The following is a 17,864-nucleotide window of genomic DNA, read 5'->3' on the forward strand; positions in this document are numbered from 1 at the left end:
GGCCGCGCGGTTCTGAAGGGGAAGGGCGATGATCTCGGTCAACACACCCACGGCCTCGGTCAGCGGCTCGACGATGCGCGCGATCGAGGTGTTCACCGGGATGAAGCTGCCCCGGGCCAACCTGAGCCGGCTGCTCGGCGACGCGGCGAGCCTCAGCGCGCTCGCCGACCGGGTGCGCAACCTGCTCGGGCCCGAGCTGATCCAGGTGATCCGGGCCGTGGGGGCGTCCGTGGACGGCCAGACCGCGGCCCGGTTCATGGCCCAGACCGCGCCGTTCGTGGCCAGCAGCCCCGCCGCCCTGCTGCAGGTGGCGGCGCTGCAGGACCAGACCGCGGACGCGATGCTCGGCTACGCCGTGGAGATGGACTACGCCAATCGCCAGGCGATGATCATGTTCATCTTCATGATGATCGAGCTGGCCATCGCCGCCGCCGAGGCGTTCTTCGCCCCCGAGGACGCGATCGAGCGGGTCGCCACCACCCGTACCATCATCCAGACGGTGCTGCGCTCGAACCTGTTGCGGATCGCGGCCCGCAGCACCGCGATGCAGATGCTGTTCATGCCCGGCTCCTCGCTGCTGGCCCAGATCTCGCAGATGTACGACGGCATCCGCGACCACGTCGACTGGGGCGAGGTCGGCAAGCAGGCGCTCTACGGGCTGTCCGTGGCCGCGCTGAGCACCGTGGCCGGGCCGGCGATCGGCAAGGCCACCGGCAAGTTCGCCGCCGGCCTGGAGAAGTGGGGGATCAAGGAGTCCTACCGCGAGCCGATCGCCCGGTTCAGCATCTCCCCGATCTCCGAGATCGGCATGGAGGTCGGCGGCGGGGTCGGCGCCAGCCTGATGGTCGACGGCAAGTACGACCCGAAGAACGCCGACGGCGACGCCATCTCCGGCGCGGCCGAGGCCGGCGGGGGCGCCGCGGCCAGCGGTGCCGGCGGGCTGGGCCGGCGGGGCGCGAAGGGCATCGGGTTCACGCCCAAGCTGCCGCAGCTGCGGCTGCCCGGCGGCACGAGCTTCACCGCCGACGGCCTGCCGGTGCTGCCGGTCGGCCTGCCGGTCGACACCGGCGACACCGCCTACCGGCCCACCGGCACCGGCACCGGCACCGGCACCACCGGCCCGGACCCGGAGGCGAAGGGCTCCTTCCCGGCCGGAGGGCCGCCGACGCCGGCCACGCCCCCGCCGGGCTACTCCGCCGGCCCGCTGCCGCTCGTGCCGGCCCCGAGCTGGGCCGCCGGCGGTCCGCTGGCCGCCCAGTGGCAACAGTTCCAGGAGGACCTCGGCAATCGCTACCGCGGCCTGCTGGCCGACGTGGCCCTGCGCGCGCAGGTCGTGGCGGCGCTGCCGGTCTCCGTCGAGCAGGCCTTCGCCCAGTGGGCCGGGGCCGGCGGTGCGGCCGCGGCGACCGGCCTGCTGGCCGCGGCCGGGGTGCCACCGGCGCTGGTCACCGAGCAGTTCCTGACCGGTGTGCGGGACCGAGCGGCGGCGGCCGCCGTCGCCGGCGTGACGCTCACCCCCGGCGTGCCTCCGGCGCAGCTCGCGGCCCAGGTCGCGGCCGCCCTGCCGGGCGAGTTCGACCGGCAGGCGCTGCGGGCCGCGGCCCAGCTGGCCGCCGATCACCGGGTCGAGCAGTACTTCACCGGGCTCGGCTCGGACGGGTTCACGGCGGCACCGGCGGCCCACGACGCCGTGGCGCAGCAGGTGCGGCTGCAGGTCGACCACGGCGTCGGCGCGCTGCTCACCGCGCCGCCCATCACGTCCCAGCCCTCGGCCGGCGTGCCGGCGGCGCTCGACGTGGTCCGGCAGGCGACCGGGGACCTGCCGTCGCGTCTGGGCGCGTTGCCGGGCGGGTTGCCGGGCGGCGGGCGCGGCCCGCAGCCGGTCGACCTCACCGGCGCGCTCAAGGACTGGCAGGGCGCGGCCCGCCCGGCGATGCCGGAGCTGTTCGACCGGTTCAATCTGTCCGGACACCAGCCGGGCCCGCTGGTCGTGGCCGCCGCACAGCAGCAGCTCGCGACCGGGCCCGCGGCGCCGGCCCCTGCGGGGTCCGCGGTGCCTGCGGGGTCCGCGGTGCCTGCGGGGTCCGCGGTGCCTGCGGGGTCTGCGGTGCCTGCGGGGTCCGCGGTGCCTGCGGGGTCCGCGGCGCCGGCCGCGCCGGCGGCGGAGCGGGCATTGGCCTGGCAGACCGCTCGCGACGCCGCCCGGCAGGAGGCCGGGGTGCGCTTCGACCAGCAGGTGCGCGGCGTCGACGGGCCGCGGCCCGCCGGTGCGGCGCTGGAGCGGATCCGCTCGGCGTACCTGGCCCAGGTCGACTCCAGCTTCGCCGCGCACTTCCCGCCGGACGGGACGGCCGACGTGGCCGGCTACGACGCGGCCCTGGGCCGGCTCACCGGCGGCCTCGGCGACCGGCTGGCCTTCGAGGGGCAGCTGGCCGCCGACGCGCGGGCCGTGCCGACCCAGTTCGCGGCGCTGGCCGCCGAGCATCCCGGTGCGCTGCCCGGCGCCGAGCACCTCGCCGAGGAGTTCGGCCGCGAGTGGGCCGGCGGCTACCGCGACACCTTCGCCGGGGACCTGGCCGGCGAGGCACTCCTCGGCGCGGCCCCGATCGGCGACACCTTCGCCGCGGCCCCGATCGGCGTGCCCGGAGCCGGCAAACCGGGCGGCGAGGTGTGGCTGCCGAGCGAGCTGCCGCCGGCCGAGGCGGCGCAGCGGTTCGCCTGGCTGGGCGACGTCAACCCGTACCGGAGCCTGCACCGCGACTTCGAGACCAACTGCGTGCTGACCGCGATCGGCACCGACATGTCCCTGGCCGACGGCGTCGGGCACCAGGTGCCGCCGGAGACGTTCCTGCCGGTGGCGCAGCTGGAGCGCTACGCCGGCCGGCCGCTGGTCGAGGCGGCCGGCTACGCGGCCGTGGCGGAGACGATGGCGGCCGCGCCCCCGGGCTCGCGGGGCATGGTCGTGGTGACCGGCGCGGGGGAGCGCATCTCGCACGTGGTGAACGTGGTGCGCACCGACGACGGCAAGGTGGTGTTCCTGGACGGCCAGCGGGGCGGGCCGGCCAAGGGCCCGGCGGTCCCCGGCCGGCTGCGGTTCGTGGCGACGACCGGCGGGGTCGGCCTCCCGCGGCCGCCGTCGACCGCGCGGACCGGCGTGGCCGCGGCGGTACCGGCGCAGGAGGACCTGGCCGGCATGAACCCGGCGGCGGCCCAGCCGCCCGCGGCGGTGTTCGAGGTGCCCAGTGACGGCAACTGCCTGCTCTACGCGTTCATCGCGAGCGCGCCGGGCCAGGTCGCGACGGCGCTCGGGCTCGGGCCGCAGCGGCACCCCGACCTGGCCGCGTTCCTCGGCGACGCCAACCGGGTGCGCTGGACCATGCAGCAGGCGCGGACCGGCGGCGTGCTCGCCGGCTCGCCGCTGTGGCGGGTCAGCCGGCTGCTGCAGGATCGGGTCGGGGAGTACCTGACCGCCAACCGCGACCGGCTGCCGAGCGAGGTGAACCGCCAGCGGGCGCACTTCCGCGACGACATCGAGCGGCACGTGCGCACGCTGAGCCAGGAGCAGGTGCGGGCCCGGCTCGACCAGCTCGAGCGGGAAAGCCGCCCCGGCCAGCCCGGCCCGTCCAGCCTGCCCGCCCCGGCGGTGACGGCGCACGTCATCGACGCCGCCTACCTGCCCGCGGCGCGGATCCGCCAGCAGTACGGCATCGTGCGCGCGCAGCGGGGCCCGCAGCCGGGCGAACGGCGGGTCACGGTGCCGCAGGAGCAGCTCGACTACATCAACCGGCACGGCCCGCGCGTCCCGGTGACCGAGATCGACCCGGGGCGGCTGGGCGAGTACCTGGTCAGCGCCTCGGCGTTGTCCGACCGCCGGCTCAGCGACGACGAGTACAACGAGGTCCGCAGCTCCGTCACGAACTGGCGCAACCGGTGGAGCCACCCGTCCGGGGAGTTCCTGTCCCCGCTGCTGGCGCACGCCACCAACAGCCGGGTCACGATCCTGCGCACCGGCCCCCGTGGGGTGTACGTCGCCGACACCTACGGCCCGGCCGGCGGTACCCCGGTGACCCTCTACCACGTGCCGGCCGACCCGGGCGCCGCGGTGCTGAACTACAACCACTACAACGCCGCCGCCCCGCCCGCGGTCCGCCCGGGCGCGCCCGCGGCGCCGGTCCAGCCGAGCCCGCCCGTACCGCCGCCCGTACCGCCGCCCGCCCAGCAGCACCAGCCGGCGGCGCCGCCCTCGACCGACAAGCAGCTGCGCGACATGGCGGCCGGGTTGCCGCCGCAGCTGCGGGTGCAGCGGGCCATCGGCGGCACGCTGCTGCACGACGCGCGCTCGGGCGGCCCGATCAGCCCGCGGGTGCCGGCCCGGACCGGTCTCGGACCGGCCATCCTGCTGGACCCGAGCGTCACCGACCCCGCCGTGCTCGGCCCCGCGCTGGCCGGCCTGCGGCCGCAGGACACCACGATGGCGACCCTGCACTGGCCGGCGGACCAGCGGATCAGCCCGGCCCGGGCCCGGCAGGTCGTCGCCGGGGCGCTGGAGCCGCAGGCCCGCTCGGCGCTGCTGTCGGTGCCCCGGGAGGCGCTGACCGACGCGCCCGGCCGCGACGACCCGCTGGTCGTGCCGCTGGATGCCAACGGCGAGGTGACGTTCTTCAACGCCCGGCCGCAGCGGTACCTGTTCCTGCCCGCGGGCTCGGCCGCGCCGGCCCGGCCGGCGCCGTACGGGCTGAGCGAGATCGGGCCCGGCGAGTACCGGCTGCCGGGCGGCTGGGCGGTCCGCGACGCCGGCAGCTACCTGTGGATCGGCCCGGAGACGGAGCTGGCCGGGGTCCGGCCGCTGCTGGCCTCGGCCGGCGGCGCGCTCACCGAGCCGACCGTGTTCCTCGGCTGGCACGCCACGCCGCTGCCGGCCGAGGCCGTCGAACACCTCGGCCGTCTCTTCGCCGGCATGCCGGCGGGCACGCCGGCCCGGCTGCTGACCTCCGGCGTCGGCCTGGACCGGCACACGTTCGACGTGACCACGGTGACCGGGCTGCCCGGCGGCGTCCGGCTCGGCCACGTCCCCGGCGCGGTGGTCGCCTACACCGGCAGCGACCCGGTGCCGGCGTCCGCGGAGGCGGCGCTGCACTGGGCCGACCTGGCCGATCCGGATCGGCCGCGGCTGGTGGTGCACGAGTCGGTCGCCGACCCGGTGGCTGTGGTCCGGGCGGTCCAGGACCGCCTGGGCGCGAGCGGGGCGGCGCTGCAGGTCAACCTCGCGGCCGACCCGCCCGCGCCGGGCGCGCCGGCCGGGCCGAGCCGCGCCGCCGATGCGGCCGCCGCGCTGCGCGCCGGCCTCGGCGGGACGGTCGAGGTCGTCCTGCCGGTCGCCGCCGTGGGGCGGGCCCCGGCCGGGGCCGCCGACCTGGTCCCGATCGACCGGCTCGGGCAGCCGACCCTGCCCGCCGCCGCGCACGCGTTCCGCGAGCCGGTGCGCCCGGCGCCGCCCGCGGCCGCGCCGCTGGGCCTGACCGCGGCGGAGGACGGCCGCTACCGGGTGACACCGGGCTGGACGGTCACCGAGCACGGGGGCGTGGTGCTGTTCGCCGAGCACGGCGCCGACCCGGGCACGCTGCCGCCGGCCGCGCTGACCGTGCCGCCGGGCGGGGTGAAGGTGGTCGTCCACCCCGCGCACGGCTCGGTGCCGCCCGCCGTGTCCGAGGCCGTGTCCCGGCTGCTGGCCGGGGTGAGCGAGGCGGACCGGCACGTGCACGTGGAGGCGGAGACGGCCAGCGCCGGTCCGGCCGACGCCGCGGCGGCGCCGGCGCCCGCGCCGGCGTTCGTGCCGCCGGACGTGCCGGACCGGATGGCGCTGGCCCTGGGCGACCCGAAGGCGACCCTGCCCGACCTGGACCTGATCGAGGAGGGGCTGCGCGCCGAGGCCGACGCGCGCGGGATGACGGTGACGGCCGAGGAGTGGAGCCGGCTGCACGACCGGCTGCTCAACAACTATCCGCTGCTGATCGGCCCCGACGGGTACCTCTTCACGCTGGGCGACCGGGAGTTCCGGGTCAAGCTGGAGCCGACCGGGCCGGAGCTGATGGACAACCCGGCCGGCTCGTCGTACACCGCCGCCGGCGGCCCGTCCCTGGACGACATCGAGCAGCGCGGCTCGACCGAGGAGGGCCGCTTCCACGCCAACGAGATCATCCAGGGGGTGTTCCAGACCGGCGCCCACGGCCAGGGCGACGCCACGACGATGCGGTCCACGCGGGCCCGCGGCGAGGTCGGCTTCGACGTTCCGTGGTGGGTGACCGGCCATTTCGGTCCCAAGGCCAACTTCACCTTCAACCGCACGGACCAGCGCTCCGGCTACCTGATCGACGCGGAGAAGGGCCGGGTGCTGGACACCCGGGCGGACTCGACGTTCTACTCGTACAAGCCGGGCTGGAGCGTCGAGTCCCGCGACGACACCAGCGACTGGACCAAGGTCGGCGTGCCGGAGCCGAAGGACGGTGGCAAGCCGGCCCGGCTGGTCGTCGCCATCCCCAACCACCTGCTGGTCGACCCGCCGGCCCACCAGGTCGTGGCCGACCTGCCCGCGGCCGACCCGGCCCACCCCGGGCGGGCGAGCCGGGACAACCTGAACCGGTTGCCGGAGACGTTCTCGGCCAGCAACCTCACCGGCCTGACCGAGCTGTACGACCACATCGTGGCCCGGCTGCGCGCGGACGGCTTCGACATGTCGATCCGCAGCGAGATGCGCCAGGAACTGCAGCGCAAGCTATGGAACACCGAGACCCACCTCGACGAGGCGGTCAACCGGCGGGCCGGCGCCGTCCCCGCCGCGAAGGCGGCCCCGGCCGGGACCACGGCCGGGGCGGCCGGGGTCGTGGCCGCCGGCATCGCGGCCGCGGCCGCCGGCATCGCCGGCACCGACGCCGCACTGGCCACCGCCGCGGCCGGGACGGTCGCCGCGGCCACCGGGCCGAAGGCCCCGCACTCGGCGGCGCCGGTGAGCCCGGACACCCGGGGGTACCACTTCACGCTCCACGAGCAGGGCAAGGCCGCGGCCACCATCCGCGTGCACGCCCGCCGGCACGGCGACCCGACCCGGGTCGGCAGCACCAGCGACGCCGCGCACATCGAGAAGGTCCGCACCGCGATCATCGGGCACGGCGGCGAGTTCACGCTCGGCCAGAGCAGCGGCGTGAGCTTCGGCGGCGGCACGGAGTTCCCGCTGGCGCGCAACCTCGGCGATCCGGCCGTGTTCAAGGAGAAGGCCAAGTTCGGCTTCAGCGCCCGGGGCGGGGTGAACTTCGCCAGCAACGACGGCGGCGGCGCTACCCACGCGTCGCTGAACGTGGTGGTCTCCCGCTACACCGGCATGACCGGCGGCCACAAGGTCGACCTGGAACTCTCCGCCGACGTGGCCACGTCGCGGCGGCCGACCGAGCCGCCGCGCTCGACCCCGGCCGTCGACGGTACGGCGGTGGTGCGGCTGTCCGAGCCGGACGCGTTCGACTACGGCTTCGGTGTGGACGCCGACGCGTTCACCAAGAAGCCGGCCGAGGAGCCGGCCGCGCCGGCCCCGCCGGCCGCGGGCAAGCCGGCGGCGCTGCCCCACGACCGGTGGAGCGCATGGCTGCGCAACACCGGCAAGCACGCCGAGGACACCGGCGGCAACCTGCTGCCGCGGCAGGCGCTGAAGGGCCGCGACCTCGGGCAGAACGTGGCCGACATCGACCCGGCCGCGGTCGCGCAGGTCAGGGCGAACCTCAAGCGGGAGCTGATCGCCAGCGGGTTCCTGCCCCCGGACGAGCACCGGCTCTGGTCGCGGCTGGCCGACGGCGCGGCGGGGCCCGGCCACGCCCGCACCGCCCCGGCCGGCGCCGGGCTGGTGGAGAAGGCGACGACCGCCCTGCTGCGGGGCAAGGACTCGGTCGTGCTCTCCGCGCAGGAGGCGGTCGCCCGGGACATCGACGCGTGGGTGGACAACCTGGACCTGGTCGACAAACTGGTCAGCAACGACGGCATGGAGTCGTTCCTCGGCGCGCTGGGCCAGGACGGCTTCCCCATCACGCTGCACAGCTGGCGCGACGGGGTGATGCGCACCGCCGTGGTGACCCTGTTCGCCAAGTCCCGGGCCACCGACGCGGTCGGGCCCGACGGCAACTCGGTGCATTTCGACCGGCTCACCGACGAGCAGCACGTGGTGAACCTGGTCATGGGCCTGGGCATCGCCGGGCAGGGGGCCGGCGGCAACCAGGGCTGGTCCGTGGAGGGCGGGTTCAAGTTCGACATGGCGCCCTCGGCGGCGCCGCTGGAGTCGGTCGACATCTTCGGCGGCGCGATGAGCCGCAACGTCGGCGCCGCCGACCGGCTCACCCGCATCGTGAACCGGCCCGAGCTGCGGGAGTTCCCGGGCCGGGTGGGCAAGTACAAGCTGCCCTACGAGTTCAGCTTCACCGTGGCGTACTCCGACGGCAAGGCGCAGCGGTTCGACCCGCCGCCGGTGCGCGGCGACGTGCACGCCTCGCTGCTGAACCTCAACAGCGACCCGTCGACGTTCAGCGAGCCGGCCCCCCGGGACACCCCGCCGTCGGTGCTGCACCAGGGCCTGGTCTACCAGCTCGACGCGCACGGGCTCGGCGACGAGATCCGCAACCAGCTGCCGGGCCTGATCGGACCCGGCCGTCCGATGACCGGACCGCTGAGCAGTCTGTCCAGCGTGGTGGCGGTGCAGTCGCACTTCAAGGAGGCGATGCACCGCCACTACGGCATGGACACCCTGGTCGAGCCCGGGCTCCTGGCCAACACCAACGCCGCGGCGTCGATCAGCGTGGACCGCATCGGCCCGGCCCGGTTCGTGGGCGCCACGAACGACAAGTACGTCACCGGCCTGATCGAGCTGTACCTGGCCGAGGCGGCCAACACCGCCAACCGCTCGACGTCGAAGACGGTGAACCTGCCCGACATCCACTTCGGGCGCAAGTTCACCAAGGACGGCCAGGACCTGGTCAAGCTCACCTACTCGGAGTCCGTCAACGTCAAGTTCAGCGAGAGCATCGCCGAGGAGACCAAGCGCACCGGCGGCCTGGAGATGCTCAAGCTCGCCTTCAACCGCGCCTACGCGTTTCACGCGCCGGTCGACTACGGCGTGCGGACCGGCACCCGCACCCAGACCGGCTTCGTCTTCGGCCTCAACCGCTCGGCGCCGCCCGCTCAGGTGCGCGACCGCGACATGATCTTCCTGCTGCCGGAGCCCGACGCCCTCGCACAGTACGCCGACGACGTGCTGCCGGTGAGCGGGCCGCAGCTGATCGACGCCATGGGCCGCTGGGCCGCCGGCGAGCTGACCCTGCCCGGCAACACGGTGGCCGGGCTGCTGCAGCGCTGGCACGGCGAGCTGGCCGCGCGGGCCCGGTCCGGCCCGCTCGAGCTGAGCGACTTCCTGGTCCAGCACGAGATCACGCGCTGGGCGAAGGCCCTGGCCGACCGGCACAACGACCACGGCACCCGCGACGTGGTGCTCAGCGAGGACCGGCGCGAGGCGTTCCGCGCCACGTTCGGGCTCACCCTCGACCCGGACAAGAACCCCTACCGCAACCTGACGGTGCCGAAGTACATCACCCGCACCGGCGACCGGACCCTGGGCCACTCCGGCGTGGACGACGTGAAGCTGTTCACCGGCCCGGCCAGGGACCGGGCGCCCCGGCCGACGACCACCCTGCTCGACGCGGTGGTGGACCGGGTCGGGCGGGTCGCGCCCGGGCTGCTCGCCGCCGACCCGGACACCTGGCGCGGGGCCGACGGCACCTGGGGCGCGCTGATGGTCTCGCCCGGCGGGCAGATCATCGGCACGCTGCCCGGCGGCCTCGAGTCGCTGCAGGCCGTCCTGGCCGGTCAGCGGGCCAACATCACGCTGTCGGACATGCTGCACCAGCACAACGGCGTCACGTTCTACTTCGTCGAGCGCAAGGGCGGCCTGGCGGCGAACGTGGTGGTGGTGAAACTCTCGGCGGCCCTGGAAGGCCGGCCGGAGTACACCGAATGGGTACCCGACTACGGCATCGAGAACTACGGCCACGCGTACGCCGCCTACGCCGCCAGCCTGGGCCGCGCACTGGGCTGGAACATCACCCCGGCCAGGTTCGGCTTCGACAAGGACGGCTTCCCGATCGCCGGCAACGTCTCGGCGTCCTACGCGCCGCAGGGCGGGCGCAACCTCAAGCGCTCCGAGCAGGGCGTGCGGGAACAGACGGTGTACGACTGGACCGGGCACTACAAGGCGAGCGTCGGCGCCCGGATCACCGTCGACGTGCAGCGGGCGCAGATCGCCAACCTGCCGGTGGACGTGTTCAACGCCATCTGGGACGGCTCGTCGGAGCTGGTGGCCAGCGCCGGCGGCTGGGCCGACGGCAAGGTGACCGCGCCCACCGACCCCGGGGAGAGCGGCACCGCCTCGGACAAGCTGCTCTACCAGGCGCAGAAGCTGCTCAAGCAGGCGACCACCGCGCTAGCCGGCGCGAAGGTCGTGCAGTCCGACTCCTTCGACTACGACGGCCAGGTGGACTTCAAGGTGCCCAGGGGCCTGGCCGAGGCGACGGCCCCGCCCCCGCCGGGCCCGCTGGACCTGCGCCCGCTGCCGCCGCTGCCCGGCGACGTGTACATCAGCGGCGCCCTGGCCGACGACCTGTACCCGGCCGCGCGCGACCTCATGGGACAGCTGCTCGGCGAGGGCGAGGTCGGGGAGCACCGCCGCGGCAGCGTGGCCCTGCCCGGGCTGCTGTCCCGGCTCGCCGTGGACAACCACCTGCCCGACATGGTGGTCCCGGGCGGGTACCGCCTCGCCTCGCACCTGTTCGCCGCCGGCTCCTCCAACAGCCGGGTGGCCATGCGGCTCGACGCGTCGCTGCACGACCTGCAGATCGTGAGCACCATCGTCAACAGCACCGGCACCGGCCGGTACGCGAAGTTCCAGGTCGGCACGGCGGCCGGGCAGTCGCGCAACCGGTGGCGGCTCAACCTCGACGGGGAGATCTCCGGCACCGCGCCGATGCGGGAGACCCACGCCGGCGCCCAGGAGGACACCACCTCCAAGGTCAAGTTCACCACCGGCGGCAACCGGAACGCGCCGATGAGCCACAGCGCCACCTACGAGGACAACAAGCGCAACGAGACCCACCTCAAGATGCAGGGCCCGGTGTACCTGGTCAAGCTGCGGGGCCGGTTCCGCGTCGCCGCCGTGCCGCACACCCACAGCGTGTTCGACCCGGGCGAGGAGACCGGCCCGATCGCGCCGGAGGCGTTCGGCCCGGACGTCGCCGCCACCGGCTGGGTCACCGGCGACGTCTACGCGGAGATGTTCGCCGACGAGGTCCGCGACCTGCGGCGGGAGATGGGGCTCAAAACGCAGGAGTGGAACCTCGGCAGCGCCAAGCACTGGCCCGCGCCGCCCGCCGGCGCCCACCAGGCCAGCCTGGACGAGCTGCTGGAGGGGGCCACGCCCGCCGCGATGGCCGTCGGCCTGGGCGTCACCGTGCCGGCCGCGCCCCCCGCCCGGGCCACCGGCACCGTCGCCGGCCGCCGGGTCGAGCCGGGCGACTTCGACCCCGGCCAGGCCGCACCGCACGCCGCGCTGCTCATCCGCGACCGGCTCGGCAACCATCACGGCACGGTCGCGCCGATCGAGCTGTCGGCCGACGCGGGCACCCGGACCCGGCGCCGCTACGAGCTGCTGCTCGACTGGGCCACGCATCACCTCGGCACCGCGACCGCCGGGCAGCGGGCCGCCGCCAACCTCGCCGAGCTGACCGGATGGCGGACCCAGGCGGCCGCCGGCAACCTGCCGGCCGCCGGGGAGATGGACAACCGGGCGGCCGGCATCGTGCGGCGGATCCGGGCGGTGCAGCCGGCCGGCGTGGCCGCGCCGGAGGTTCCGCACGCGGTACAGCTGCTCGAACTGGACCCGATGGCCGTGGCCCGCAGGGTGGCCTTCGAGCTCGGCACCCACGTCGACTTCACCGCCACCGACGCGGACGGCGTCGCCTCCCACCACCGGATCGACCCGCAGGGCCGGGCGGCCGTGCTGGACGCACCGGGGGGCGCCCCGCTCACCCCGGCCGACGTGGCGGCGAACCTGCCCCGGCAGCTGCGCCACGACGCGGCGGACGCGGGCATCGACCAGGCCGAGCGCCAGCGCATCTACGAGCAGCTGCTGGAGGACACCGCGGTCCAGACGGAGGCGACCGCCGGGTTCGAGCCGGCGCTGCGCCGGCGCAGCGCCGAGGCCCGGGGGATCGCCGACCACGCCGCCCGGGCCTGGATCGCCGACGGCGTGCCGCGCCCCGCCGGCAGCCCGCCCGCCGCCGCCGGCGACCCGGCCCCGGCGACCGGCGAGCCGGACGACCGGGCCGCGCGGGCCCGCCGGCTGCTCTCCACCGGCCTGCCGCCCGGATGGTCGACCACCGGGCCGCTGCGCGGGCTGCCGGCCGAGGTCCGGCCGGGGACCCGGGTGTGGATCGCGCGGCCGCACGGCGCCGTCGCGGCGCTGCGGCGCGCCGACGGCGACTACGAGGTGCACGACCCGTACACCCCCACGGCGGACCCGCAGGTCATGACCGGCGCGCAGTTCCGGCTCCGGTTCGGCGGGCGGTGGCCGGTCACGCTGGTCGAGCCGGGCGTCCTGGAAGGCTGGCTCGCGCTCGGCGGCAACTGGGCGGCCTCGCGGCAGTACGCCCAGACCCACGCCGCCGCGCTCGTCGCCGACCCCAACGCCGAGGCCCTGGCGCGGTTCCCGGCCCGGCCGGGCGTGGACCTGCACCGGCCGCTGCTGGACGCGCTGCGCACCGGGCAGCGCACGGCCGCCTACCAGTACCTCGCCGCGGCCACCCCCGCCCTCCGGCAAGCGGTGCTGACCGGCCTGCTCACCGCACCCGGCGCGGTCCGCCCGGCCGCCCTGCGGGCGATGGCCGACCTGGCCCTGGCCGCACCGGCGCTCCCGGCCGCGCCGGGCGCCGCACCGCCGGCCCCCGGCCCGGACGCCGCCGGGGACGCGGCGATGCTGCGGGCCGTGGCCGCCGCCCTGGACCCGGCCACCGACCCGCTCGGGCGCATCCGCGCCGTCGAGGCCGCCACCTGGCCCGGGCCCGCCCCGCAGGCGTGGACCCAGGCGCTGCAGCACCTGGCCGGCCAGGTCGCCGACCCGGGGACGGCCGCGGAGGTGCAGGGCCTGCACGACGCCGGCATCGATCCGGCCGTGCGCATGAGGTTCCGCCAGGCCGTGACGGCGCTGAACGAGTTGACGCCGGAGCGGCTGGCCGAGCTGACCGGCGCGGTCGCCGGCACCGGGCTCGGTGCCACCGCCCTCGCGGCGCGGTGGCAGACCGCGAACGGCGCCGCGCAGATGCTCGCCGTGGTGCACGCGGCCCCGGCCGCCGCCGGCGCACCGGCGGTGCCGGACGTGGTCACCCACCCCGTGCCGCCCGTCCCGGCCATGCCGGGCCTGGACCAGTGGACCGCGCTGAGCGACTGGGACCAGTCCCGCGCCTTCCTCGACACGAACCGGCGGGAGCTGCTCTCCGACGCCGCCCACCGGGAGCTGCAGCGCCGCGGCGCGCTGGAGCCGGGGCCGAACACCGTCCGCGCCGCCCAGGACGGCCTGCTCACCATGGCCCGGTACGGCCGCGAGGGGGACGGCTACCGCTACCTCACCGGCAACGTCCCGCCCGCGCCCGCGCCGGCGCCGGGGAGCGCCCCGCCGCCGGGCACCGGGCCCACCGACCGGCAGCGGTTCCTGCACCAGCTGCTCGCGAGCCCCGAGCTCACCGAGCCCGCCGCCGTCGGCGCGCTGGCCAAGCTGGCCGGCGCCCTGCCCGGGCCGGCTGACGCCGCCGACGCGGCGATCCTGCGCACAACCGGCGACGTGCTGGCCGGGATCACCCTCGACGACGCCCAGGTCACCGGCACGGTCCGCGCCGCCCGCGAGGCGCTGAGCGAGCCGCAGCGGGTGGAGTGGGCCGGCGCCGTGCGTGCCCTGGCCGGCGCCACCCCCGGCGCCCGCGGCGCGGCGCTGGGGGACCTGGCCCGGCGGCTGCACCCGGCCGCGCCGCCGGCCGCGCTGCCCGCCCCGGCCGGCACCGCCCGCCAGGAGGCGGCGGACGCGCAGCGCCGGGCGGCGCTGGACCTGCAGGCCGCCCAGGCCGCATACGACCGGGCCGAGCGGGAGCAGCGGCAGGCCACGAGGGCCCGGGACGCGGCCGCCGCCGCGCACCGCGCGGCCCGGGACGCCCTCGACGCCACCACCGCCCGGATCGCCGCCGCCGAGGCCACGGTGCGCGACAACAACGACGCCCTGCCCGGCCTGCGCACGGCCGCCCAGGCGGCCACCGACGCCTACCAGGCCGCGAACGCGCAGGCCGACACCGCCGAACAGGCCGCCGCCGCGGCCGCCCCGGCCGCCGCGCCCGCCCTGGCCGCGCAGGCGGCGCAGCTGCGCGCCGCGGCGGAGCGGCTGCGCGAGCCGGCGCAGACCGCGCAGCGCCTCGTCCGCGACGCCGAGGACGCCATCCAGCAGGCCACCGACGAACTCGCCCGGCTCAACCCGACCCTGCCCGGCCTGCGCTCGCGGGAGCGCGACGACGCCGAGGCGCTCGAGGCCCGCGCGGCGGTCCTGCGCACCAGCGACCAGATCGAGCGGATCCGGGACCGGCAGTTGCGGGACATGACGGCGGCGCACGACGCCGCCCGCGCCGCCGCCGACGGGCTGCGGCCCGCGGGCTGGGCGGCCGGCCCCTCCGCCCCCGCCACCGACCTGGACGCGCTGCTGGCCGACCTGGCCCGGGCCGGCCACGACACCACCACCGTCCTGCCGGTGCTGCTGGACCGGATGAGCCCACCGGCCGGCGCCGCCGTGCCGCCGCGCATCGTCCTCACCACCGATCCCGCCCGGCCGCCCGCGGACGGGCGCCCGCTGCCCACCGACGAGGCGGCGGTCACCGGGCTGGACCGCCGGGCCCTGGCCAGCGGCCTGGCCGCCGGCCTCGGCACCGTGGTCGAGCTGCGGGTGAGCGAGGCCGGCTCGCCCCGGCCCCGCGCGTACCTCGCCTACCCGGGCGGGGAGGTCGTCCGGCTCAACAGCACCGGCGGCCCGGAGACGCTGCGGCAGGCGGTCGACCGGCTGCCCGAGCCCGTGCGGCAGGACCTCGGCGAGTACCGCCTGTCGACGGATCTGAGCGGCCGGCTGGAGATCCTGCAGCAGCGCGAGATCGAGAACCTCAGCGACTTCGCCGCCGACGCGGCCACGCTGACCGCGCACGTCAACCGCTACCAGCCGCTGCTGGCCCGGGAGTGGCTGAGCCGGCCGGCCCCGCCCACCACGCCGGCCGCGGCCCGGGGGCTGGGCGCCGGCCTGGACCCGCTGAGCTGGCCGGAGCCGTCGGCGGCCGGCCCGGCGCCGGCGGATGCCGTCGACCCGGCGAACCCCGAGCAGGTCGCCGCCGCCTGGCAGCACCGCGACGCCCAGGGCCGGGCGAACCTGATGGCCACGCTGCTGGGCACCCTGCCCGGCTACACCGTCGTGCCGCCCACCCGGGCCCGGCCCGACCCGCCCCGCGATGTCCGGGTGGTGGCCGTCGCCGGGTCCGCCCTGGCCGTCGGCATGATGGGGCCCTACCAGGCGCTGAACTGGTACCGCCCGGCCGGCAACCATCACGGGGTCGGCACCATGGCCATGCTGGACCGCTGGGCCCAGGACCGGGGCGGCGACGACGTCTGGTACATCGAGCTGCGCCCGGTCGCCCCTTAGGGCAGGCGCTGGAACAGCAGCGGCGCGGGCCAGTCGCCGTCGACGGGACACGTCGTGGTGCGCAACACCCCGTCGGCCGGGTCCACGCTCAGGCAGCGCCCGGTGGCCCGGTTCTGGTACGCCACCGCGGCGTCCTGGCCGGCCGCGGTGGCGGACGCCCGGTGCCAGATCTGGTGGTCGTTGGGGTCCAGGCACGGCAGCGTGTAGGTCTCGCCGTTGCCGTCGCTGTCCAGGCAGAAGCCGGTCTGCTGGTTCAGCAGGCGATAGTCGTGCCCGGTGCCGGGGACGTCGTGGGACAGCAGCGAGCCCTCGCGCCACCGCTGGTTCGCGCTGGCCGAGCAGGCGGCGGCGAAGGCGTGCCCGCCCAGCGGGACGCCGTTGAGCGACCGCGCCGGATTGGTGTCGCTGTCCACGCACAGCCCGGCGGCGGTCCCGCGGATCTGGCCGACGCCGCCCTCCGCCACCCCGGCCGGGGGCGGGGCCGGTCGCTGGGTCGCGGTGAGCCGGGCGCCGGCGGACGGGGCGGCCGGGGACAGGGAGGCGGAGGGCGCGAGCGAGGGCGGGTCGGACGGGCCGGCCGGCGGCACGGGCGAGGCGGAGTCCTGCGCCGCGGCCGTCCGGGTGGCGCCCGCGGCCAGGTCCGCCCCGCGCTGGGTGGGCCTGATCGAGGCCAGCAGGAGCGCGGCCACGGCGAGGGCGGCGAGCACCGCGAAGGCGACCATGCGGCGGCCCCGCCGGCGCCGGGCCCGCTTGGGCCGCGGCTGACCGTCGGCCGGCCCCGGGTCGGCGCGGCGGGGTGGTGCCGGCGGCGGGGCGGGCCGGTCGGCGGCCACCGCCTGGGCGACGGGGATCTGCGCGGTGGTGGTCTGGCTCGTGGTCGTCTGGGCAGCGGGGGCCGGCCGGGTGGTACGGGCTTGGGCGGCCGGGCGGTACGCGCCGTTCGCCGCCAGCATCGCGGCCCCGAGCGCCACCGCGTGCTTGGGGTGGGTGTTGCTCAGGATCGGCCGTCCCAGCGCCTCCCGCAGCTTGCGCGACACCAGCGGAATCGGCGACGAGCCGCCGGTGAGCAGCACCGCGGTCAGGTCCTGCGGGGTGATGCCCGCGGCGCTCAGGGTGCGCCGGAACGCCTCCACCGTGGCGTCCAGCGACGGGCCGATCATCCGCTCGAACGTGTCCCGGGCGATGCTCACCTGCCGGGGCGAGCCGGGCAGCGGCACGTCGACCTCGGCCGCCTCGCGCGTGGAGAGGGCCTCCTTGGCCAGCGTGCAGTCGCGCAGGACGGCGGCCAGGATCGGGGCGGTGGCCGGGTCGGCCAGGTCCAGCGAGCTCAGCGCGCCGTCGAGGCGCTGGTCCACGTGGCTCAGCACGGCCTGGTCGAAGTCGGCCCCGCCGAGCCACTCGATGCCCTCGGGGGTGCCGACGACCTCCAGCCCGTCGCGGCCGTTGCGCACCACGGCGCTGTCGAAGGTGCCGCCGCCCAGGTCGTAGACGGCCAGCAGGCCGTCCGGCGGCAGCGGCCGGGTCGAGCAGTAGTAGGTGGCCGCGGCCACCGGCTCGGTGACCAGGCGCACCGCCGGGGCCGCCGCGGCGGGCGCGTCCGCCGCCGGCCCGGGCGCCGGCAGCCCGGCCAGCGGGGGCACGCCGGCGAACTGCTCGCGCCGGTACGGTCCCCAGACCGCCGGGTGGGTCAGCACGACCCGCCCGGGCGGCTCCTGATGGCCCTGGCCGACCGTCTTGAGCACGTCGGACAGCAGCGCGGCCATCAGCGCCGTCGGCGAGTGCGGCGCACCGGCGAGGATCATCGGCGTGGGATCACCCAGCCGCCGCTTGAACTCCCGCGCCGCCCGGGCCGGCGATTGCAGGCTGAGCCGATCGGCGGCCTCGCCGGTCACCAGCCCGTCCCGCTCGTCCAGGTAGGCCACCGACGGCACGGCGAAGGCCTGGCCGCTCAGCCGGACCATGTCCAGGGAGCCGTCCTGCACGATCGCGGCGGCGACGAAGCTGGTGCCCAGATCGATGCCGATTCCGTACATGCAGAACCCTTCCACCCGATCCGGCGCCGGTATCA

General features: G+C 76.8%; 2 protein-coding genes. One reads left to right on the forward strand and one right to left on the reverse strand.

Annotated features, from left to right (window positions below; all coding sequences use genetic code 11):
- Nucleotides 1-28 precede the first annotated feature (28 nt).
- Entirely contained in the window at nucleotides 29-15,796 is a 15,768-nt protein-coding gene (locus ACQPXD_RS25660) for a toxin glutamine deamidase domain-containing protein (protein WP_432842802.1), read from the forward strand.
- On the opposite strand, the gene ACQPXD_RS25665 is transcribed toward ACQPXD_RS25660, so the two are convergent.
- Nucleotides 15,793-17,829 carry an Hsp70 family protein gene (locus ACQPXD_RS25665; protein ID WP_432842804.1) on the reverse strand — a complete coding sequence of 679 codons (2,037 nt, stop codon included), beginning with the start codon at nucleotides 17,827-17,829 and terminating at the stop codon, nucleotides 15,793-15,795. The two genes, ACQPXD_RS25660 and ACQPXD_RS25665, sit on opposite strands and share 4 nt — an antisense overlap.
- Nucleotides 17,830-17,864: the final 35 nt, after the last annotated feature.

This window comes from Dactylosporangium sp. CA-092794 (genome assembly GCF_050948465.1).
Classification (GTDB): Bacteria; Actinomycetota; Actinomycetes; order Mycobacteriales; family Micromonosporaceae; genus Dactylosporangium.

What these genes read in the sequence shown, in the direction of transcription:
- ACQPXD_RS25660 (WP_432842802.1), top strand. Translation starts at nt 29, where the DNA reads ATGATCTCGGTCAACACACCCACGGCCTCGGTCAGCGGCTCGACGATG.
- ACQPXD_RS25665 (WP_432842804.1), bottom strand. Translation starts at nt 17,829, where the DNA reads ATGTACGGAATCGGCATCGATCTGGGCACCAGCTTCGTCGCCGCCGCG.